19 protein-coding genes are annotated in these 22,785 nt (G+C 41.6%); 5 read left to right on the plus strand and 14 right to left on the minus strand.

Features of this window, described 5'->3' with window-relative positions:
• Positions 1–124: 124 nt before the first annotated feature.
• Both A9Z07_RS10130 and A9Z07_RS10135 read right to left on the minus strand, forming a co-directional pair.
• Positions 125–4,630, minus strand: coding sequence for a translocation/assembly module TamB domain-containing protein (locus tag A9Z07_RS10130; protein WP_069578346.1), 4,506 nt, complete (start codon positions 4,628–4,630; stop codon positions 125–127).
• Between the two features lie 48 nt (positions 4,631–4,678).
• Positions 4,679–7,384, minus strand: a complete 2,706-nt coding sequence (locus A9Z07_RS10135; protein WP_069578350.1) for an autotransporter assembly complex protein TamA — start codon at positions 7,382–7,384, stop codon at positions 4,679–4,681.
• Positions 7,385–7,546: 162 nt separating this feature from the next.
• On the opposite strand from A9Z07_RS10135, the gene A9Z07_RS10140 reads away from it, so the two are divergent.
• Together A9Z07_RS10140 and coq7 are read left to right on the plus strand one after the other, a co-directional pair.
• A complete protein-coding gene (locus A9Z07_RS10140) occupies positions 7,547–8,866 on the plus strand; it encodes an MFS transporter (RefSeq protein ID WP_047428072.1) in 1,320 nt (439 codons plus the stop codon).
• 3 nt (positions 8,867–8,869) lie between these two features.
• Positions 8,870–9,505, plus strand: a complete 636-nt coding sequence (gene coq7 / locus A9Z07_RS10145) for a 2-polyprenyl-3-methyl-6-methoxy-1,4-benzoquinone monooxygenase (RefSeq protein ID WP_069578356.1) — start codon at positions 8,870–8,872, stop codon at positions 9,503–9,505.
• 72 nt (positions 9,506–9,577) lie between these two features.
• On the opposite strand, the gene A9Z07_RS10150 is transcribed toward coq7, so the two are convergent.
• The 8 genes from A9Z07_RS10150 to A9Z07_RS10185 all read right to left on the minus strand — a co-directional run bounded on the left by A9Z07_RS10150 (position 9,578) and on the right by A9Z07_RS10185 (position 16,289).
• On the minus strand, positions 9,578–10,030 hold the full coding sequence (locus A9Z07_RS10150; RefSeq protein WP_062846204.1) for a hypothetical protein: 453 nt from the start codon (positions 10,028–10,030) through the stop codon (positions 9,578–9,580).
• Between the two features lie 134 nt (positions 10,031–10,164).
• A complete protein-coding gene (locus A9Z07_RS10155; protein ID WP_004772614.1) occupies positions 10,165–10,716 on the minus strand; it encodes a DUF2799 domain-containing protein in 552 nt (183 codons plus the stop codon).
• Positions 10,717–10,756: 40 nt separating this feature from the next.
• Positions 10,757–11,191 carry a 2-amino-4-hydroxy-6-hydroxymethyldihydropteridine diphosphokinase gene (locus tag A9Z07_RS10160; protein ID WP_069578361.1) on the minus strand — a complete coding sequence of 145 codons (435 nt, stop codon included), beginning with the start codon at positions 11,189–11,191 and terminating at the stop codon, positions 10,757–10,759.
• On the minus strand, positions 11,148–11,528 hold the full coding sequence (folB, locus tag A9Z07_RS10165) for a dihydroneopterin aldolase (RefSeq protein WP_004772616.1): 381 nt from the start codon (positions 11,526–11,528) through the stop codon (positions 11,148–11,150). Before folB ends, A9Z07_RS10160 begins: the two co-directional genes overlap by 44 nt.
• Before the next feature lie 26 nt (positions 11,529–11,554).
• On the minus strand, positions 11,555–12,853 hold the full coding sequence (locus tag A9Z07_RS10170; RefSeq protein ID WP_004772617.1) for an ABC1 kinase family protein: 1,299 nt from the start codon (positions 12,851–12,853) through the stop codon (positions 11,555–11,557).
• A gap of 56 nt (positions 12,854–12,909) precedes the next feature.
• The gene (locus A9Z07_RS10175; RefSeq protein ID WP_413772629.1) at positions 12,910–13,638 is read right to left on the minus strand and encodes a HesA/MoeB/ThiF family protein; all 729 of its coding nucleotides are present in this window, start codon (positions 13,636–13,638) and stop codon (positions 12,910–12,912) included.
• A 524-nt stretch (positions 13,639–14,162) separates the two neighbouring features.
• Positions 14,163–15,194 carry a lipase secretion chaperone gene (locus A9Z07_RS10180; protein ID WP_069578419.1) on the minus strand — a complete coding sequence of 344 codons (1,032 nt, stop codon included), beginning with the start codon at positions 15,192–15,194 and terminating at the stop codon, positions 14,163–14,165.
• 78 nt (positions 15,195–15,272) lie between these two features.
• Positions 15,273–16,289, minus strand: a complete 1,017-nt coding sequence (locus A9Z07_RS10185) for a lipase family alpha/beta hydrolase (RefSeq protein WP_069578423.1) — start codon at positions 16,287–16,289, stop codon at positions 15,273–15,275.
• 453 nt (positions 16,290–16,742) lie between these two features.
• Here A9Z07_RS10185 and A9Z07_RS10190 point away from each other — a divergent pair, with 453 nt between their 5' ends.
• Complete coding sequence (locus A9Z07_RS10190; protein ID WP_069578368.1) at positions 16,743–17,318, plus strand: flavin reductase family protein; 576 nt, start codon at positions 16,743–16,745, stop codon at positions 17,316–17,318.
• Positions 17,319–17,362: 44 nt separating this feature from the next.
• Here A9Z07_RS10190 and A9Z07_RS10195 read toward each other — a convergent pair whose 3' ends face one another.
• Both A9Z07_RS10195 and A9Z07_RS10200 read right to left on the minus strand, forming a co-directional pair.
• Positions 17,363–17,929 carry a hypothetical protein gene (locus tag A9Z07_RS10195; RefSeq protein ID WP_069578370.1) on the minus strand — a complete coding sequence of 189 codons (567 nt, stop codon included), beginning with the start codon at positions 17,927–17,929 and terminating at the stop codon, positions 17,363–17,365.
• Between the two features lie 164 nt (positions 17,930–18,093).
• The gene (locus A9Z07_RS10200) at positions 18,094–18,864 is read right to left on the minus strand and encodes an SDR family NAD(P)-dependent oxidoreductase (protein ID WP_069578372.1); all 771 of its coding nucleotides are present in this window, start codon (positions 18,862–18,864) and stop codon (positions 18,094–18,096) included.
• 143 nt (positions 18,865–19,007) lie between these two features.
• Here A9Z07_RS10200 and A9Z07_RS10205 point away from each other — a divergent pair, with 143 nt between their 5' ends.
• Together A9Z07_RS10205 and A9Z07_RS10210 are read left to right on the plus strand one after the other, a co-directional pair.
• Positions 19,008–20,069: an AraC family transcriptional regulator gene (locus tag A9Z07_RS10205; protein WP_069578374.1), complete on the plus strand. Its 1,062-nt coding sequence runs from the start codon at positions 19,008–19,010 to the stop codon at positions 20,067–20,069.
• 13 nt (positions 20,070–20,082) lie between these two features.
• Positions 20,083–20,715, plus strand: a complete 633-nt coding sequence (locus tag A9Z07_RS10210) for an FMN-binding negative transcriptional regulator (RefSeq protein ID WP_069578376.1) — start codon at positions 20,083–20,085, stop codon at positions 20,713–20,715.
• Here the strand turns inward: A9Z07_RS10210 and prmC are convergent.
• Together prmC and prfA are read right to left on the minus strand one after the other, a co-directional pair.
• Entirely contained in the window at positions 20,712–21,530 is an 819-nt protein-coding gene (gene prmC / locus A9Z07_RS10215; RefSeq protein ID WP_069578378.1) for a peptide chain release factor N(5)-glutamine methyltransferase, read from the minus strand. The two genes, A9Z07_RS10210 and prmC, sit on opposite strands and share 4 nt — an antisense overlap.
• The gene (gene prfA, locus A9Z07_RS10220) at positions 21,530–22,618 is read right to left on the minus strand and encodes a peptide chain release factor 1 (protein WP_004772635.1); all 1,089 of its coding nucleotides are present in this window, start codon (positions 22,616–22,618) and stop codon (positions 21,530–21,532) included. The genes prmC and prfA overlap by 1 nt, the downstream gene beginning before the upstream one ends.
• Between the last annotated feature and the right edge of the window lie 167 nt (positions 22,619–22,785).

The raw sequence follows: 22,785 nt of genomic DNA on the forward strand, positions 1-22,785 counted from the left end.
CAATTTTCTCACAAATATTAATATTTTCAATATCTTATAATTATTCTACAACGATCTAGTCACAAAATAAACTGAAATAAAAAAACCTGCTTTACTTTCGTAAAACAGGTTTTGATTAATTTTGCTAGAAACGCCAATTGTAGAAAATATCAATGGCTCGTTCTAAGGACTGACTTGCCTCCAAATATAAACGGCGGTTCATTTGATAACGCAAGGTTAACTTGTTCACTGGGGTAAATACCCCAATACCGTAACGAATGAACAGGTCTGGCGTAATATAGCCTGTTAGACTCACTTGGGTATCATCACCCGTCCCTTGTGCATCAAGTGCCAAACCACTCAGGCCAAAGGTTCGGCCAATTTGATTGGTCAAGGCACGTGTACCGCCTAAGCCCATACTGATCCCTGCGGCAGCAATGGTGTTATTGACATCAGACTTAAAGCCTTCTGTATTACTTAAACCACTGTTACCTTCATTAATACGACCCGTCAGTAAGGCATTCAGTGCTTCTTGTTCAGATAAGCCAGCATCATTATAAACCTGAATATTCGGCACGGTTGCTGTACCTGTTACCCGCACACCAACCATACTGCCCTGAACCGGTTTATTGGCATCAATATCCAATGTTGGGTTCGCCAATGGACCATTGAAACGCGCAATCGCACGGTTCAGGTCAAGACTTTGACCATAGGCTTCAATCTTCACTTTCTGGCTCACACCAATTGCACCATTGGCACGCATTGCTGTTTCCAGACCACGTTGAGATAAATGCAAACGTCCGACCAGCGGAATGGTACTCTCGAAGCCTTGGAAGATGACCTGATTACCCAGTGTCACGGTCATATCGGCACGAATATCCCACGGTTTAGCTGCTTTTAAGGTCGCTAATAAATCTTGGCCTTGCTGAACAACGCGCACATCTGGTGACAGATTCACAACCGTAGCAGAGCTTTCTGGCATCGAAATACGAGCACGCGGAACATCAATCTTACCTTTTAAGCTGAGGCGCTGATTAAATGGATAAACATCCAGCGTCAGGTCAGGTTCTACAATTGCCGTAATCATTGGCGCCTGACGAATCAGTAGGTTATCGCCTTTTAATGTCAGATTTAAATGTGGATCATTCTTCCAGTCAAAGTTCCCTTTTAAGCGCCCTACACCTTGTCCGCTGTTGAATGCCCCATCAATCGTGGCATAGTCTTGGCGAATAGATGAATAAAGCTGGATATTACTTAAATTGACTGGCAGCGAAATCATGCTGATTGCGCCATTTTTTAAACGCATTTCACCCGTGATCTGCGGTTGCGTTAAGGTCCCATTTACTTTTCCAGCCAGTGACAATGTGCCAGCCATTGAACGCACATCTTTGATAAATGGCTTAAAGACTTTTAACTGCACATCATCAAAGGCCACTTCGCCGCGCATTGGCATATTATTCTGGAATGGATCAATAATCACATTGGCATAGCCCGTCCCAATATCAGGGGTCTTCATATCCACACGGAATAACATTCCCTCACTGATACTTTTGGCAATCAGGCTCAATTCATCGTAGGTCACAGTTGTAGCTGGATCTTGTGGATCATCTGCTGCCAGACCGATTTCACCTTTACGTGTCACTAAACGGGCATCCAGTTTTGGATGACTGCCATTCGCCCAAGAAGCTTTCGCATAACCATTGAGCTGACCTGTCACCGCCAGACCTTCTGGCATAAATGCAGTAAAGTCTTTTAAGTCCAGATTCTTGGTAATCAGTGAGAAGTTACCTTTTGCCTTACTGATGCGTGCAGGCTGATCCAGACATAACTGACTATTTGCACTCTGCCAGCAATGTTGTCCAACATAGAGTTCCTGTTTCGCAGCGGTATAGATAATCGGTGCATTCTGGTTTTGCACTAGGCTGATATTACGTGAAGTAAAGTTACCTTTCTGCACCAGTCCTAACCAGTCATTATTTGGATTAAAGCCACCTGCCAGTTGCACATAGAAATTAGACTGACGGTTTTTACTCTCTACTTTCAAGACATGAGCTTTACGTGTTCCTGCCAGATTGACAGTGGCATTCTGGATTTCGCGATTACCATTGCGGAGCTGAGTCAACGTCGCAGTTAATTGAGTTGGTGTAGTCTCAGATGTCGGCAGTTCACCTTGTACACGTAATGACTTGATACTTACCAGATCATTAAATCCAAAGTCATCGACCGCCATGTTTGCCGTTGCTCTTAATCGCGGTTGTGACTGAACGTTTAAGCTACCATACGCACGTCCACGTAAACCGGGATATAACTCGTACAACGCAGGTGCATTCAGTTTGATTCTTAAGCTTTGTGCATTGCCTGAGGCTTGCAACTGGTTCTGTGCATAGGCAAGGAACAGGTCATTGGCCTCAAATTGCTGCGGTAAAAAACCTTCCTGATTTGAATCAAGCAATAAGCTGAGATTACCACGACCACGAATCGGTTTATTGTTCAAGAAGCCTGCTGCATTGAGCTGACGAATATCAATCCGTTTCAGTTTATCGGACCAGACACCTTGTGTTTTAACATGCCCCGACACTTCACCTTTGACACTGGAAACAAAATATTGTGGTTTAAAACGTACCAGCGAAGCATCGATATCCCAACCGAGCTTATCTTTAAGATTCACGGCACCCGTCGCAAAGACCTTACCCGCAACGCCATCATGCTTCAGTTCATTAATCTTAATATAATCAGGTGTTCCTGCGACATTGATTTTTAATAGACCATCACCTTGATTCAAAGCATTTAAAGAGCCGTTATAGTCCACAGCAAAACTCTTGAATCCGCCACCCGCTTTTTCGTCATGGAAAATTAAAGCTGCTGTACTTTTTCCTTTTAAGGCAATGGTTTCCTGTTGATTGGCTTGAGCAAGCTGGCCTTTCAGATCAATTTGTTCAAGCTGAATCACTTGCTGATTTGGCTTGGCAAAACCACTTGCTTTAATATCACCATTTAACAAATTAACAGGTGCAGCCTCAGCAACAGTTTGCGGATTAAAATCTTGAGCTTTAAGCTGAGCTTGCCATGACAGTTGCTGCTTTTCAGTTGGCAATTTAACTTTTGCCAGACCAGACAAACTGCCTTTTTCAGCTTGGTAACGGAAATTTTCGACATTTAACAGATTGTCTTTTAAATCGAGTCGCGCTTCATATTTACCTGTTGGTAATAAAGCCTGTTCATGCGGACGCACAGTGGTTGCAACATAAATATCCTGTTGTCCCTCTTTGAGTGCCACATTGGTATGACCTTCCTCACTACTCAACCAGCCAATATAAGGCATGGCGCGATCAATGCCTTTCCATGAAATATCCAGCAGCATAGGCTGAGCTTTATTATTTTTTTCTTCAGCCTGATCAAGTTTAAGTGCCCAAGTCTCATATTTATCAAAGTCCACTTGAGCCGTTAGCGCCAAACCTTTTTCCAATGAACCAGCAGAGCTAATATTTGCATCAAGTTTTGGTGGTAAAAAGTCTTGTGCGATCTGCGGTACTGTGGTGTTTTCAGGATCCAGATGGTCAAGACGACCTTTAACATCCCAAGAGACATGCTCATGCCAGTTAACTATACCCTTCAGGCTGACAGCACCTTTCATTAACTGACCATTAAAATCACGGATATTTAACTGATGGGTTAAATCAGTATCCATCAGTGCGGTATATTTCCCTTCAGGAATTTGCTCACCTTTTAAATCCGTATCGAGATTTAAGGCCAGCTTTTGTATATCACCGTTAAATCTGACCACGCCATCTTTAGCAACGAGTTTCTGGTCTTTTAGTAATGGCAAATGATAATTTTTTAAAAATAACTCACCTTGCATTGGCACATGTTCACGCACAGGATGAAGCGTTGCCCGACCTGTGAGCAAATCAGGTGTGGTTGTTGCAACGCCTACTCTCAAGGTATCTAAAGAACCACGCGCTGCAACCTTAATCGTTTCAATATCCAGACTTTTTAACGACGGAATAATTAAATCAGCATTGGCATTTAAAGGATATTTACCACTAAAATCCATCTGACCTGAAGCATTCTGGACAGCTAAATAGCCCATATCCATACGCGAGTCTTCAAATTCCAGCTTGGTCTCAGACCACAACGCATCTTTTAGATAAACATCATTAAAATCAACCTTTGAGGTTGCGGTCTGGATTTCCAGATGATCCAGACTGGCTTCATTGATACGCAAGACAAATGGCAGCTTGATCGGATCAAATCCAAACGGTTCATCTGATGGTGGTTTTTTATTAATAATTTTCAGGTTACGAACATCGGCATGACTCAAATGTACTTCTTTACTTAGAATCGCTCTCCAGCCCAAAGAGACATCGGCACGATCTAAAGAAACATCAACGGCCTGTAACTGCACCAGAATATTTTTCAGGACAATGCCCGATAGCAGATTACCGCCTTCATATTCGTATTTAATAATTTTCTGGCTTTGCAGCACGCGATCTAATAGAAAACGGCTACCTTTATCCGTAGACATCATTACAACTAAAGAGCTGACCAATAATAAAAGAATGATCAGCACGATCAGCACAATATTTCGAACAATGTGCCGATTTTTTCTTGGTCCAGCTGGAGGTGTCAGTTGCTGTTCTACTTCCGTCATAATCAACCTGAAATTGTTTTCCCTTTATAGAAGGGTTATAAAAAAGTTTTAAAGTTGTGGACCAATAAAGAAATGCAATCGGATCGGATTATTCTCATTCGAAATACCAGAGGCAATATCGAGACGAATCGGTCCAATTGGTGATCTCCAGCGAATACCGACACCCACACTATATTCTGTTGGATTGCTAAACTGTTTGTCGTAAGCATTACCAAAATCCGAGAATACGGCCGCACGCCAGCCATCTTTAAATTGGTAATTATATTCTAATGAACCAACCCCTAAAGCTTGTCCACCCAACTTATAGCCATTTTCTTCTGGAGATAAGCTCTTATAGTCAAAACCACGTAAAGACTGATCGCCACCGGTAAAGAAACGTAAGTTATAAGGCACGTTATTAAAATCATCGGTAAAAATATAGCTTGCATCGCCACGACCAACAAACTGGTGATTGTCATTTTCACCCAGTGAATAAATAAAGCGCCAGCCTGCGCTCACAATTGCCATATTGGCATCAGACAATAATGATTCTGTACCCAGTTCAACTTTATAGGTTTGTTTAAACCCTTTGGTTGGATTCAAACGAGTATTGCTATTGGTTTTAGAAGCTTCATAGCTCAAGAGCAAAGATTCTTGCTCAGGTTGCGAAACTTTAAAGGCATCTGGAATTTCATCAATATCCACAATTCCTTTTTCAGTTAAACGGTCTAAACGATAACGCAAGCCAAAAGTATGTTGCCAGTCGCCGAGTGGATTTTTGATGACACGCTCACCACCCACGACCGCAGACTCGATCAGCAAGTTAACATCTGGCCCAATATCATCACGCGTTTCACGCTCATAACCACCCACAAGGTTGAAATAGTCATTTAACGGATGCTTATAAGGAATGCTGTAACGACCATCAATCGACTGACGGATTTCAGAAACCTCGACGTTGGCATCAAAAGAATGACCATATTTATTGACAATCGCTCGGCGATATTGGGTACGAATACGCGCCCCAGTATCGGTCCCATAACCAATACCCGTCTCTAGACTATTTAAACGGTCCGCATTCAGAGTCACGACCACAGGAATTTTCTGATCGATACGTGCTTGCTCTTCTTGTTTTTGACGCGTTTCATCATCTTCATCATGCGTTGGCATCGGCATTGAACGGGCTAAAGAATAGGTCTGTGCCTGTTCACCGCCTGAGAATTGCGACTCATCTACAACATCTTGAGTGACTTCTTCCGCCGAGGTAATTTTTGCGCGTGCAAGATCAGCCTTTTGCTGACTATTTAACAACTGTGACTGTTGAATACGTTGCTGATCCACCAGAGCTTGCAAATCTGGTGGTAACTCAAGTGGCGGCTGAATGGCATCCGGTTTGATCGTATCCACCAGCGTATAGTTAAAATAACGGGTATTGGTTAAGTTATTGGCCAGAGCATTGACACGCCAGAAGGCATAGTCATCATCTTCATTCCAGGGCGCCAGACTATCCAGCACTTTTTGGGTTAAAGGTAATGGCTTGCTCGGATCACTCATCCGATATTCAACTTTCTTCAGTTTGTAACGATCACCTGTTTCATATTTCAGGTTAATGTCTGCGGTTTTCTCAGGCTGGCTAATCTTCACATCGTGCAAGCGCCAGAACGCATCAAAATAACCATTATCTGTCGCAACGGTCGTGATCTTGTTTTTTGTCTCTTCATATTTTCCATGGTTAAAAATATCGCCTTCATCCTGCTCTGGAATCAAACGAATCACCTGGAATTGAGGAATATTTGCACCCGCACCCGTAAATTCAATATTTTGTTCTTTAATTTTGACGGGTTCATTTGGCACCACAATAACCTTAACTTTACTCTCGCTTTCTTTCACAAAAGTATAAGTAGCATTGTAATAACCCACTGCTTGTGCTGCCTGATTGGTCAAAGCACGTAATTGCGGCAAGGCAACATTAAACTCTTCAAAAGATTCCTGAGTAAAACTGGATAACTTGGCTTTGATATTTGCAGCCAGAATTGGCGGTGCGCCCGTAACATCTGCGGTAATACGAGGTACTTTATCTGTATTTAGCAGATTCTCTGGACGCAAGCGATGCCAGATTCTTTTAAAGAAACCTTCTTTTTCAGCACTCTGCTCTGTTTGAGTCTGAAATTCAGGTAAGGTTCGTCCCGCCTCATTGGCTTCTACTACAATCTTGCTGTCAGTCTGGATATCACGCATCAACTGATCAATGTTGACAGGCGCACTTTTAATTTCAGTCAGTTCAGATTGAGAAACATCGCTTACCGAGACTTCAGGGGTTTTAGCAGTATTTTCGCGATAGTTCTTTGCTTCATTCTTTGCATCTTCCGCGACGCGAAAGATTTCATTTGCCATCGATTGATCCACAGGAATCACTGGCAAATTCTCTAAATTATCATCCAACTGAATCGGTTTTAACTCGTCAATCTGATTTACAGACTGTTCTTGCTGCTTTAAAGCCGTCAAACTGTCCTGCACAGACAACGAATTTTCTTGATCATTCAGAAGCGCTTGTTGCTGCTTCATCAAAGCAGTTGCCGCATTGGCCTGTTGTTCGGCCTGATCTGCTGTCTGATTTTCAGTCGGGTTTAAAATTTGCTCTTGCGCATAAGCAACTGATATGCAAGAAGTAATTAAAAAACCGCTACAAATAAGTTTAGGAAAACCCTGCATTTTAAAAATTAAATGCATAGAATGAACCAGTGTTGACTGTTTAAACTTCGATTTAGATGGCATGTAGAACTCTAAACTTATTTTTTAATTTATCATTTTTGATGGCTGAAACAACTTCAAATCTTTGATTTTTCATCCAATCAGACAGGGATATCATACATGCATTTCATCACATTTTTACAGTTCGTCACATTTTTTTATAAATCACAATGAAGTGAACACACGATGAAACAAGATGAGCGCTTAATGACATCACGTCGGTTTGCCCCGATGTTTTTCACGCAATTTTTTGGAGCACTGAATGATAATGTTTATAAACAAGCGCTTCTGTTAGTCATCACTTATGGTTGGATTCAACAACAAAGTGCGCCCGTCAGTACTTTAAATAATTTAGCGGCGTTACTGTTTATTCTTCCTTACTTTTTCTTTTCAGCTACAGCTGGGCAAATTGCGGATAAATACGAACGCTCACAGCTTATTCGCTTCATTAAAATATTAGAAATTGTCATCATGTTGATTGGTACGGCAGGTTTTTTGCTAGGCAATCTTTGGCTGCTATTATTTGCCCTATTTTTAATGGGAACGCATTCCACCTGTTTCGGGCCGATCAAATATGCCATTCTGCCTGAAATTTTAAAGCCACAAGAGCTGATGTCTGGTAATGCCTTATTCCAGTCAGGTACATCGATTGCGATTTTACTAGGGATGATTCTCGGCGGCGCGGTAATTGCTTCATCTGAAGGCAATCTGCTCTGGATCAGTGTAACTGTGGTGACTATTGCTTGCTTAGGCTATTTGTGTAGTCGTTTTATCCTGCCACAAAAAGTCGCTGCACCCGATCTTAAAATTGACTGGAATTTTTTCCGTACCAGTTTTCAGACCATTCGATATGCAAAAAGTATCCCGATTGTTTTTGTGATCCTGTTAGGCAACTCTTGGTACTGGTTTTATGGTGCAACCTACCTGACCCAGATTCCACAACTCACACAGCAAAACTTACATGCTTCTGAAAATGTGGTGAGTCTGCTTCTGACCTTTTTCTCGGTTGGTATTGGCGTTGGTTCATTATTATGCAGACGTATTGGCGGCACTGAAATCAATATTAAAATGGTACCCTATGGTGCGATTGGCTTAACAGTTTTTGCACTGTATCTTGCAGCAAGTCTGGCGTTTGTACCGGAACGTACTGGCGACCTGCTCACGTTAAAAGATATGTTTACGCAAGGTACAGTCTATTATCATGTCATGCTTGCCGTTACTTTACTCGGAATCAGCGGCGGTTTTTATATCGTGCCCCTTTATGCCATGATGCAGGCCTACTCACCACGCTCGCACCGTGCGCGTGTTGTTGCAGCAAACAATATCTTAAATGCTGTATTTATGGTCTCTTCGGCAGTTTTTTCAATTTTAATCTTAAGCATTTTAAAAATTGATATTAAAATCTTATTCACCATTACTGCTGTTTTAAGTGCAATTTTCTCATTCTGGTTATTAAAACGACTCAAACCATTATTGGAAAATGCGCCCAATACTTTAGAGGATTAATATATGCGTCAATACACAGGTCTCGATAAAATTATTAATTCTTTTGATCAGGCTTTACGTAGTCTGGTACCTGGAGCAACCAGTGCTCAACGCTCAAATCCAGCCAGTGATGAACCTTCACAACTCTGTGTGAGTGATGCTCGCCATGTTGCAGGCTTGATGCGTGTAAACCACAGTGGTGAAGTGTGTGCTCAAGCGCTTTATCATGGACAGGCATTGACGGCAAAGCTGCCACACGTTCGTGAAGAAATGCAGCATGCTGCAATCGAAGAACAGGACCATTTGGCGTGGTGTGAAGATCGTTTAAAAGAACTGGATAGCCACACCAGTGTATTGAATCCAATCTGGTATGGATTGTCTTACGGCATGGGTGCAATTGCAGGCATTGCAGGCGACAAATACAGCTTAGGTTTTGTCGCTGAAACTGAACGTCAGGTGAGCCAGCACTTACAGGAACATCTCCAGCAATTGCCTGCACATGATGATCGTTCACGTAAAATTCTTGAACAGATGAATGAAGACGAATTGCATCATCGGGATACCGCATTGAATGCAGGCGGAGTTGATTTACCCGTGCCTGTACGCATTACCATGACCGCAATTTCAAAATTAATGACAAAAACCAGTTATTATTTATAAACTCGTCTAGGGAATTATGACTTCATAATTCCCTTTTTTCTGCTCAATTCTTCATAAAACTCTTATAAAAGATCAGCGAAATACAATTTTCCCTTTATCTGTCGAATAACGGTCAGACCAGAAACTTTGTGGTTGCTTTTCAAGATCAGTAAAAATCGTATAGTTAATTTTGCCTTGTCTAAACTCAAACTGACCATTTTTTTGAGTGGCTGCTACTCTGGTATCATTCACCCAGACACGTTGTTGTTGGTCAATTCGAATGGTTGCCAAGGCTGTTCCATCTGATCTTTCAGCAATCCATTGAGGCTGATTGACACCATTCTCAGGCGCCGCAACTGCATCTGGCGCTGTAGATCCAGCCTTCATATTTTCTTCTGCTGTTTTATGAATATCACAACCTTGCGCTTCACTCAGTTGCGTACAGCCTGAACGTTCGAGCTGTTCTCTATATTTGGCATCAATGGCATAAGCAGAGTTCATGACAACACATGCCATCAGTCCGACAGTAATAAATTTGATTTGCATGATGCATCCCTTGCGATTGATCAGTTAAATATTTAAACATTGATCTCGGCATGGGTCTGTAATTTAAATGTTTAATCCCAAAAGCAAACAGCCTGTGACCGAAATCACAGGCTGTTTAAAACCATATTTTCAACTTAATTTAGACCATGTTCTGCTTTGAAACGTTCCATATTTCGTACGGCGTCATGATAACGCGATTGTACGCTGCTGCTATTGATCCGTAGATCATATAAACGCTTCTTATAATCATCCCGAACTTTAGAAGAAAGATCAGTACGTTCCAGCTCTTTTAAATACCGATTCATCTCATTCTGTGAACGGCTGAACTCCGAATCGGCCTGATAATATTCGTTGGCAGCCTGATAATAAGGTCGTAATGATTGGCGTTTTTCAACAGGACAAACTCGGAAATCCCCGCGGCCTTCTAACGCTTCACTGAAAATATTCTCAGGCTGACAATAATAGCCTAGACCTTGTTGATAGCCTTTTTCATAGAGACTCTGATTAGGAACAACATTGGCTTTCTGACAAGACGAATAATACTTATCTAAACGTGATTCATGCCCAGCCGAACCATCTTTTTCACCCACGCTTAACCAGTTGGCAGTTTTACATTGCTCAACACTCATGGCTGCACAACCAGAAAGTAAAACCATCAAAGTCGATAAAATTAAAATATTTTTCATGAAAATGTTCCTAATTATTATACGATTACATTCAAACACATTACATTGTAATGACAGGATAGTTCACCTTTTGATCATAGCTTAGATCAGCATGTCGCCATAAATCAAATAGAGGAATTTTCACATCCAACGCTAAAGGTAATTTTTTAGGATTAAACTGCATATGTTCTAAGGTATGCCCCCAAGCAATCACATCAATATCCAGCGTGATCTGATGCGAAGGACGAGTACGCCCTGATTGTTGTTCCAGCCTTTTTAACAGTTCAGTGATTTCATCAATACTAAGTTGACTTGTTAATAGACAGGCCGAGTTCCAGTAATCAGCCCCGATCCCATCTCGACATGGAATTTCATAAATCGGAGAAAACACCACTCTACCGAGTTGAGCAATCTGCTCATAAGCAAAAGTGAAATTTTGTTGCTGCTGGAGATTACTCGCCAGTGCGAGCGCAAAAATTGTTTCTGTTGCGTTCAAGGCGAATTCCTACTGCATTAGCTTGAGCAATAATTGCGGGTTTACGAATCGTGATCGTGATCGACTCAATAGAAGGAAAAGTCGTAAATAGACACTCAAGAACCAACTGAGCAGCATGCTCAATCAGTTTCGGTTTTGCTGTTTGAATCACTTGTGCTGCAAGCTCACAGATTTGAGCATAGTTGAGCGTATCTTCCAGCTCATCCGAGTTCGCAGCCTGACTAAGATCATTATGAATGGTGAGATCTAGCATTAAAGGTTGAATAATCTGGCGTTCCCAGTTGAAACAGCCGATCACAGTATCAACTTTTAACCCTTCAATAATAATGGCATCCATAATGACCTATTGAACCGATAAATAAATTAATGCTTTAAAAAAGAAGCAGGTTCAATATTGTGAACCATTTTCAAACGTTGGTCAGCATAAATATCGGTATATGGTGCAAGAACACGCATGAAACGATCAAAATATAACATTTGCTTGAATAATAACGCGAAGTCACGCGGGAATTTGATGCCATGACGTTCACCCACAGCCACCATATCCATCATGATGTCATTCAGATCTGCTGGATTCGAACTTAGAATTTCTTGTGGATCTGCCAGCAATACACCACTAAACAGACGCTCTAAATCATCAGCCAATACTTGCGTATCAATTTTTTGATGCGTCATGCCCATCTTGAGCATATTCTCAGCCATCGCGACGTAGTTGGTGTGCTGCAATGCATCCATAAATGCCATACATGCTGTCCAGACTTCTGGTTTTAACTGACCGACAATACCAAAATCGATAAAGCCAATACGACCATCTTCAAGCAACATCAAATTGCCTGCATGTAAGTCTGCATGGAAACTCTTACACAACATCAAGCTACCAAACCAAGTATTCATAGCCGTAATCAAAACTTGTGTCGGGTCTTTAGCATATTGTTTAACTACGTCAAAGTCCGTCAATGGCACACCATATAAACGCTGCATGGTCAGTACACGGCGGGTTGAAAACTGGTGATACACCTTTGGCGCTGTCGCAGCCTGATTGCCTGAGATATTCAAGTACTGGATAAAATCATCCAGATTTTGTGCTTCTTCAATAAAATCAACTTCACGTACCATGCGTGTCTTAATTTCATCGACAATTTCAGACAGTGAAGCAAATTTGATTTTAGGCACTGCTTTTTCGAGTAACTTGGTTGCCCAATGCACCACATTCAAATCGGTATAAAGAATCGTTTCAACGCCAGGTTTCTGAACTTTTAAAACGACATCTTCACCCGTCACCAATCTTGCTGGATGGACTTGTGCAATCGAAGCAGAAGCCAATGGTTTTTCATCAATAAAACTAAAAATTTCATTGAGATTTCGACCTTCAAACTCTTCCGCCAAAACCTTTTGGATATAACTAAAGGGCAAAGTCGGCGTTTGATCTAGACAACCCTGAAATTCCTGAACGTATTCTCGTGGGAATAGAGACGGCGTGCTGGCAATAAACTGGCCCAGCTTAATATAAGTCGAACCAAGCGACTCAAAGGTCTCACGCATGAGTTTGGCATTGCTTGGTTTCTCAGTTGCATATTTCACACCTGCTTGTGCTGCAACCACCACTGTTTCACCAATACGTGCAACAGAGCGTAATCCATCGAATAAAATATTTCTTTTCATAATCTTTCTTGCCTCACAGATGGCATTAGTTTAGCAAATTTTGCTCATTTTACCGATCAAGTTGCCTGACAAACTGGACAATTTACATCTTTTTCAAATTTAAGAATGCGTTGCGATAGATTTAAGCCATTCCAGAGCAACAGTTTTTGTTTAAGCGGTGTCAAACCTAGCCCTAAAAACAGCAAAGTGTGATGTGCTTGTAATGACGCGATCATTACAGGTGTCGTTGCCAATACACCTGACTCAGCACAGCGTAAGCCTTCATTGGCATGCTCTTCTCTAGGAAATAAGCATTCATAACAAGCTGAATCAGACTCAACCATAAACATCTGTCCTTCAAAACCAATCGCTGAAGCACTGATAAGTGGCACTTGGTGTGTTTTACAGACATGATTCACCAGATAGCGCGTGGTAAAATTATCGCAACCATCTAACACTACATCCTGATGTTGTACGAAGTCTTCAGCATTCGTTTCATCGAAACGTATATTTTGATAGCGGACTTGTATATGTGGATTAATGGCTTGTAGATGTTTTGCCAATATTTCGGCTTTATATCGGCCTAAATCATTTGAGGTAAATGCAATTTGGCGTTGTAAATTACTCATCTCAATGATGTCGGCATCGACAATGGTAATTTTGCCCACTCCAGCACGAGCCAGCAGCTCAGCACTGGTACAGCCGATTCCACCTGCGCCGATAATCAGTACATTGGCAAGTTTTAGTTTTTCTTGTGCTTCAATATCCCAACCATCTAATAAAATCTGACGACTATAGAGATGCATTTCCTCATTACTAAGCTCAAATTCGTTTTCAAAATGGTCTGACACGTGGCTACTTCTTTATTTTCAAGATAGTGCTGATTCTAAGTCGATGCAGGACTTGAGGAAAGTAATAAATTTTATCTAAACGCATTTTCTTTCGACCAAGTTTTATTTTTATCCCAACAATTCGATCGCTCTTTAATAGCCGAATAAAATCAAAAACTTATAAGATTGGTTGAAAACTTTAGCTATTTATCCTTTTTTAGTTATAACTTTATGTTTTAACGTAAGTTATCTATTATATTTTATAGTTGACTACCGTATAGGTAGTTTAGAAGTTTTTCTAATTGTTGGATAAGGGCTTGGGTTTGTTGACTACCGTATAGGTAGATTATGTTCACCCATATAAAAATGACCTTAATTTTTTTGAACGATTAAGGCCATCATTGCTATGGTCAGGTCAGGCAACAAGATTTCAAAAATACCTTAGCCATAAATTTATCTATCGTCCATTATTTTCTAAAATTCAAATACGCTTAAAAACACTATTTCCGATCATGCATCATTTCATAAGATTGCGCTCTTAACACATCCTCTTTAGTTCCAAAAGATTGATTACGCAATTGATTAATCGACTGTTGTTTACTGGCATCACTCTCATCACTTTTTAAAATCTGGTCGCGCTCAGCCAAATAACCATTGACCTGTGTTTGCCAGCCTGCCTCTTCCTGATCCACCTTTTCGAGACGATCCGCAGCTTCTGGCCCTAACAGACTTTCACGCATATTCCGAAGGTCTTGTGCAGAACCACCTTTCTCACGTATCTCCTGCGTCAATTGCTGTAACTCAGCAAATTGCATAGAAACCCGAACGCCATCCGACATCGTACTAGGAAGCTGATCAATCAGTTTTGCCAATTCAGTCGCTTTTTGCTGTGCAGTTAAAGTCTTATTGGCATGAATACGCATCTGTTCAATATTAAACTGATTTAACTTACGTTCATTGCCAAACAAGGCATTGATCTCAGCCGCATTAAAAAACTGTTGCTGGACTTTGTACATCTGATCAAGGACTTTCTGAAAACCTTCAATATCACCCGTTTTAAAATTACCATTGGGTTTTAAATTTTTGAGGGTATGACTGTACGCCACATATTGATCTAACAAATAAATTGCATAACTTGAAGCCGTATCAGGTAGCGTCGCTGTCAGATATTGACGAATATCCGCGATCAATTCCGTTTCGGTTTTTTCGCCCAAACTTGAAAAGAAATAATCAAAACAGCTACGGATTCCAACTGTCAGTACAAGTTTACCGTTGGCATCTACCTGAATAGGACAATCAATTTCAGTTCCTTGTAATGAAGCCGCCAGAACAGGTAATTTTCCCTTTTGATGATCTTGCGTAGCGCCAGCAAAATTATATTCTGAGGACTGGGCTTGAGCCTTCTGGTTCAATGGATGCGATGTCATTTGTGCATCGGGCTTAAATATCCAGTAAATCAAAGCCAATATCAGCAATAAACCGATAATCACACACAAACTGATGGTTTTATTATTTAAAAATTTACCGTTCATCATCCCTTGCTCTATTGATCCTTTATTTTTCAATCCGTTTTAGCTAAAGGAGCAAATGCTGCCCCTTTAGCTTATTTATTATAACCCCTGATTTTTTAAACGATTGGCTTGTGCACGGTACGGCGTGACTGGATTTTGCAAAAACCCTACCAAACCTAATACCTGATTTACCTCATCCAAATGGTTAAATGCATAGTTATCACGAATGACCGTGCCTAAATGGCTCGAACAACGTGGTACTAAACCGTCATTTTCACCTGAGATCAGTAAAGAGGTCGCTGTTAAAGCATAGTCCATCGGATCAGCTGCATTGGTAAATGGGCTGGTTCCACTCCATGAATAATAACGAACACCATTCACCAGTTCAGCACCAGATCCACAGGCTGTGGTTGGTACGCCTGCTGGGAAGCGTTTATTAAAGTCTGCTGAACCGCTGGTCGTGAGTGAGTTTAATCCTGCAATTGCATCTTGATCATAGTAATGACCAGAACCAATGCCGACCAATGAGAAGAAGGCATTTACGCCTGCCGCAATAATAGGTGCAAGTGCTGGGCCAGCAGGTGATTTAACAACTGAATCGACCACATCTGCAACATCTGAACCTTTAGTTGGACCTCCTACTGCTGTCACTGAAGCAATTTTATCCGGCAATAAGCTTGCAACATAACGAACCGATTGTGAGCCATGACTATGGCCAATTAAATTGATTTTTTCAGCACCTGTAATTGCCAGCACCTGTTTTGCCTGTAGCAGTAGTTGTTCACCGCGTACTTCCGATGAATTAAAAGAAGCTTGCTGTGCAACAAATACATTGGCCCCGTTTCCAACCAGATCTTCAGTAATCCCGTTCCAGTATTGCAATGGGCCAACCGCTGAGAATCCAGCCATACCGTGAGCCAATAGAATAGGATACTTGGTTTTTGCATAACTGGAGGTGACGTTGGTACTACCACCGACTGAGCAACCGTTCACATTACAGTTTTGCCATGAGGCTTTAGGTGATAGAAAATCAAACAAACCTGCATGAACAACGGTTCCACTACTAACAAACATGCCTGCCATTAACGCCATAGCATTTAAATATTTCTTTTTCACGTTTTTGCTCCGAGCATTTTTCATTTTTATTACAAAGTGTTAGTCCTATAATTTTGTACGTGGAATCATTCCGACCATACAAAAGGGATATCAAATCACCCTCCTTTAATATTGTTTGATTTTTAGACTAAAGCAAACTGCGCCAAAATCATAACAATTCAGGCCAAAATTACGACTGATTGATAAAATTCCGATGAATGTACATACCCAAAGCAAATGGAATGGATTTCTACTTTAGGCGTTGTTAAAAAGGTTCCACGCGATACACAATGAAAATATAAGCATCGATGTATATGAGAACTTAATATCTGCTTTGAATTTTCACGCAAAAAAAAACACTGAATCATGCTGCCTTTTTTGCTGTAGTGAACATGTTAAATGCAGAAAAATTGAATCTTATTTTTCGAGAGATTATGTAACAATAACCAGTCTTATCATCCAGCTGGATCGCATATGAGTGCTCAAGACATTACAGCCGTTGAACTTTCCAAAGCCTATCGTCTATTAAATCATGGCCCTACTGTTCTGGTATCTGCTCAGCATGAACAAGACACTGATGTGATGGCTGCTGCTTGGGCTTGTGCACTGGAACTTACGCCAGCCAAAGTCACTGTTGTTCTGGACAAAAGCACCAAGACTCGTCAACTGGTTGAGCAAAGTGGTTATTTTGCGCTACAGGTGCCCTGCTATGCGCAAATTGATATGGTGCACCAACTCGGTACGATTAGTAAATTTGATCAGCCAACCAAACTGGCAGATTGCAAAACGGAATTGTTTTATCAGGATCCCTATCCAGTCCCGCTGGTCACAGGCAGTCTGGCATGGTTGATTTGCAAAGTGATTCCAGAGCCACATAACCAGCAAACACACGATTTATTTATTGGATCTGTGGTTGCAGCATGGGCCGATTCTCGCGTATTCCGAGATGGACACTGGCATTTTCAGGACGCTGTAAAAGAATTGCGAAGCTTGCACTATATTGCGGGTGGAACCTTTTATTTGATCGGTGATGAAGTCAAAGCCAGATAATCAGCGAAAGCTCAGGCAATGATTTTCAGCATTGCCTGTTTTGTTTATTCAGCTTTCATCATTTCACGATACAAGGTATCTAGGAACTGCTGCTGTCTCTGATTGTCTTTAAAATAACGCTGATAATTGACACTGCAGCTTTCTACATCGGCGATATTGGCTTTATTAAAAGACCAGTCCGTGGTGTCTTTGACTGTAATACCTAGATCATCATCACAACTCTGCCACAATTGAGCAAATCGACTGCGCTGCTTTGCATCAAGTTGTTTAAAGTCGGCATACACAGAAAAACCATGCATTTCTGAATTAAAAAATTTCGAAATCATGCTCACAGGCACGCCACCCCACATCATCGGTTGATCTTGAGGAAAACGAATATCTTTGAGTTTATCCTCAGACATTATTTTATCTTGCTCGCCTTCCTTTAAAAACTGGGTCTCATAAACCAAGGTTGTGCCTACGGGTACCTGAATTTTTTTAACGAGGCGCGCTTCGCGAGTTTTATAATAGGGATAATTCGGCGATGAATTCCCACCCGTTGGATTCATATTACCGACACAACCCGTTAGACTCAGGCCAAATAATGCAGCAATCATCAGTCTATATTTCATATCTAAATCCTTTCGGTATCGTTATTCTTATCAAGAAGCTGTTTCTTACCTTAGAATCAAACCCGTCAACACACAATATAAAATTTGAGAACGAAGATAAAAAAAACAGTTGCAAGCGCCAAGCTCGCAACTGTTCTGTAGATTGATTCAATTTTTTTAAAAGCTTATTTTGGTGCCATACGAATCGCACCATCCAGACGAATCACTTCACCATTTAAATATGAGTTTTCTGCGATATGTGCCACTAATCGAGCAAATTCTTCTGGGCGCCCCAAACGTGAAGGATAAGGGACCATTTGTCCTAAAGCATCCTGTACGTTCTGCGGTAAACCTTTTAACATCGGGGTTTCCATAATACCTGGTGCAATGGTCATCACGCGTATTGCATGACGAGCAAGTTCTCGTGCAATCGGCAAAGTCATCGCCACAACAGCTCCTTTCGATGCAGAATATGCTGCTTGCCCAATTTGTCCATCAAAGGCTGCAACCGAAGCTGTATTGACGATCACACCTCGATCTTCATCACCTTCCGCAACGGTATTCTTGCTCATGGCATCCGCCGCAAAGCGCAACATATTAAATGTGCCTGTAACATTGATGTGTAACGTTTTCGAGAACATTGCCAAATCATGTACGCCCTCTTTGCCCACAACTTTTGCCGAGGGGCCAATGCCCGCACAATTGATCAGACCATATACACTGCCATGTTTGGTCAGCACATCCTTAAAAAACTGTTCCGCAGCTGCTTCATCGGTCACATCCAGTTTTACAAATTCTGCCTGTGCTCCCAATGCTTGTGCTTGTTGTTGTCCTGCTTCAACATTCATGTCGACCAAAGTGACTGAAGCACCTTTTTCAACCAAATATTCAGCTGTTGCTGCACCTAGACCAGAGCCACCGCCTGTAATAACAAAATGTTTTCCCTGAATTTTCATTTACGTTTCCTATCAAATTAAAGATATAAATTTTTATAACTAAGCCTAAAGGCAACTTTTTTCCGATACAATTTCAAAAAGTAGCAAAGTTAATGCGACTTTTGAGCAGTCGATCTATTTATTCTCCTGTATTTCATGCTGATATGACCAAAAACCACACTCACGATCTTAATGCGGCCAAGGATACAATTTCAAATGCTTTAATTCGGGAAGCATTAAGCGTTGCTGCAAGTCGCGGTTTAAATATTGTCAGTATTGCCAATCGGGCTGGCATTTCTGCTGAGTTGTTAACCTCAAGCAAAGCTCGCGTTCCTGTCGCGCAGTGTGCCCAATTATGGGTAGAGCTGGCGGAGAGTATGAATGATGAGTTTCTCGGTATGGATACCCATCCCATGCGCCGTGGTAGCTATCAATTACTGGCAAAGCTTGCCTTTAATACCGAAACGCTGGAACAGGCAATTAAAGAAATTTTAAAGTTTTTAGCGCTGGTTCTAGATGATATTCGCGGTGAACTGGTTCAGAAAGGTGCGAAAGCTTATCTGATTCTGCATGATCGTGAACAGCCGAAGCGGATGTTTACTTACTCGACCTTTCTGATGCTGGTTCACAGCTTAATGTGCTGGCTCAGCGATCAGCGCATTCACTTTCATAAAATGACGTTTAGATGCCATCCGCCTGTCGAAATACAGGATTATCGTGTCCGTTTTTGTGAAAATATTCACTTTCATGCTGAGCAAAACAGCATCGAATTTGATGCACATTATCTGAAACATAAAATCAAAAAAGACAAACAGGCACTCAATGATTTTCTTAAACATACGCCTTACAACCTGATTGTACGTTTCAAGAATGAAAATTCGCTGAGTCTACAAATACGTCGGCAATTATTACTACAACCACCTTCGGAATGGGCCGAACTGAAAGATATTGCGCAGCAGCTCAATATGTCGACAGCCACTATCCAGCGTCGTTTAAAACAGGAAGGTGTCAGCTACCAGCAGCTGAAGAATGACATTCGCTGTGATATTGCAATTGAAAGGCTGAGCAAAACGGATGATTCAATTCAAAGTATTAGCGATGGCCTCAACTTTCATGATCCAAGTGCTTTTCACCGTGCCTTTAAAAAATGGAGTGGTGTCAGCCCGGGCAGTTATCGTAAAACCTCTCCCTTAAAGAAAAATAAACTGAACTTATTTGATGAGTAAAAGGAATTAAGCCATGTACTTACCTGAAATTTTTGAAGAGAAAAACCCTCAAAAATTGTATCAACTGATTCAGGATTATCCTTTTGCGACCCTTATCAGCCACAGTTCAGAAGGCTTGGATGCCCATCATCTGCCTTTTAAACTGATACTCGATGAAGAAAATCAAACAGCGACACTGATTGCACACATTGCCAGAAATAATGCATTGCATACGCAAATCCCAAATGGCACAGAAGTCCTGATTATCTTTCAAGGTGAGCAAGGTTATATTTCACCGAATTGGTATCCAAGCAAACAACAGCATCATCAACATGTACCGACATGGAACTATCAGGTGGTGCATGTTAAAGGCAAAATTAATTTCTTATCTGATGAAAAAGCATTACGCGGCATTTTGGCAAAACTGACACGAACACATGAAGCGAAACAGCCTGTTCCATGGAAAATGTCAGATGCACCTACCGAATACATTACTCAGCAATTGCAAGGAATTGTGGGCATTGAAATTCAGATCACCGAGATCACAGGCAAATTTAAATTGAGTCAAAATCGGGAAAAAGTAGATGCTTTATGCGTGGTTGATGGGCTTGAAAAACACGGCAATCACAATTTAGCAAAAGCCGTACAGCAATATATTAAAGATTAAGCAGACTTTTGACCTAAACTGACCCGATCATTGCCGCCATAATCCTTAATGGTCTGGATTTGCTCAAAACCTTGCTGCTCGAAGACCTGACGAACAGCTTCACCTTGGTCATAACCATGTTCAAGTACAATCCAGCCTTCTGGTTTGAGCCAGTTTTTACCTTGCTGGATAATGATTTCGATATCTGCCATCCCCTGACGATCCGCAATCAGGGCACGCTCAGGTTCAGACTTGAGCTTCTGCATATGCACGTCTTCTGGATCAATATACGGTGGATTCGACACAATTAAATCAAACTGCTGCTCATCCAGTGCTTCAAACCAAGCACCACAAGCAAATTTCACCTGCATCAGACCATGCCGAACCGCATTTTCCTGAGCAACCGCTAAAGTTGGCTCATAAATATCAGTCGCCATGACTTGCCATTGCGGACGTTCACTCGCAAGTGCCAAAGCAATTGCACCCGTTCCCGTACCCAAATCAACAATCTTGGCTTGCTGATCCAGTGGCAGCTTCAACACTGTTTCCACAAGAATTTCAGTATCTGGACGTGGTACCAAAGTGTCATGGGTAACTTTTAGGTCTAAGGTCCAAAATGGCTGTGAACCCGTGACATAGGCCAATGGCTCACCCTGCTCAATACGAGCCAGACCATCCAGATAAGCTTGTTCCTGCATGTCTGTTAACTCTTGCTCAAGGCGTAGTTTGAGTTCCAGCGCATTAATACCGAGAAGATGTTCAAGTAGCCATGCCGCCTCCTGACGTTCATAGCTATCAATTTCACCTTTAATCTCTAACGCTTGAGCAATATTCATTAGCCGCCATTTTCCTGTGCAAGCATTGCCAGCTGATCGGCCTGATATTCACGATGCAAGCTATCCAGTAATTCGGTTAAATCACCTTCCATAATTGCATCTAACTTATATAAAGTCAGGTTAATACGGTGATCGGTCATACGACCTTGTGGATAGTTATAAGTACGAATACGCTCTGAACGGTCACCTGAACCGACCAAATCACGGCGCATTTCTGATGTTGCTGCATCTGCTGCTGCACGTTTGGCATTTTCCAGACGTGACACCAACAACGCCATCGCTTTGGCTTTATTCTTATGCTGTGAACGTTCTTCCTGACATTCCACCACAACCCCAGACGGAATATGGGTAATACGGACCGCAGAATCAGTTTTGTTAATATGCTGACCACCCGCACCTGACGCACGATAAGTATCAATACGCAAATCAGCAGGATTGATTTCAACTGTGGTATCTACATCGACTTCTGGAAGAATAGCAACTGTACATGCCGAGGTATGAACACGTCCTTGCGATTCAGTTGCAGGGACACGTTGTACACGGTGTGCGCCACTTTCAAACTTCAAACGGCCATACACACCTTCACCATCGATACGGCAAATGATCTCTTTATAACCGCCATGCTCACCTTCATTTTCAGAAAGCACTTCAATACGCCAGCCTTGGGTTTCAGCGTATTTACTATACATACGGAATAAATCGCCCGAGAAGATCGCAGCCTCATCACCGCCCGTTCCCGCACGCACTTCAAGATAAGCCGCATTGGCATCGTTTGGATCTTTAGGAATCATCAACACATTAAGTTGATCTTCAAGCTCGACCAGAAGCGCTTTATTTTCTTTGATTTCTTCTTCGGCCATATCTTTGAAATCAGGATCTGATTTCATCATTTCGGCAGTTTCAATATCTTCTTCCGCTTGACGATACTTACTCCAAACTTCGGTGATTTCAGTTAAATCATTATGTTCACGGGACAATTTACGGAAACGTTTATTGTCCGAAATTACTTCTACATCAGCGAGTAATGCAGTCAGCTCTTCGTGACGATCACAAAGTTGATCGAGTCTTAAACGGAGTGATGCTTTCATGGGCGGAATATCTCAAAATCTAAAGACTCAGTGCGATCAAAATAGGGTTTGTTGACCTTACAGCCATGCATTGCGTTATCGGCTAAAACAACAGAAATAAGGCATGAAAAGACAATGGTGCCCCTACGAAGCACGAGTAAAATCAAAAAATTGCGCATAGTTTACAG

The organism is Acinetobacter sp. YK3 (assembly GCF_001729365.1).
GTDB lineage: Bacteria > Pseudomonadota > Gammaproteobacteria > Pseudomonadales > Moraxellaceae > Acinetobacter > Acinetobacter vivianii.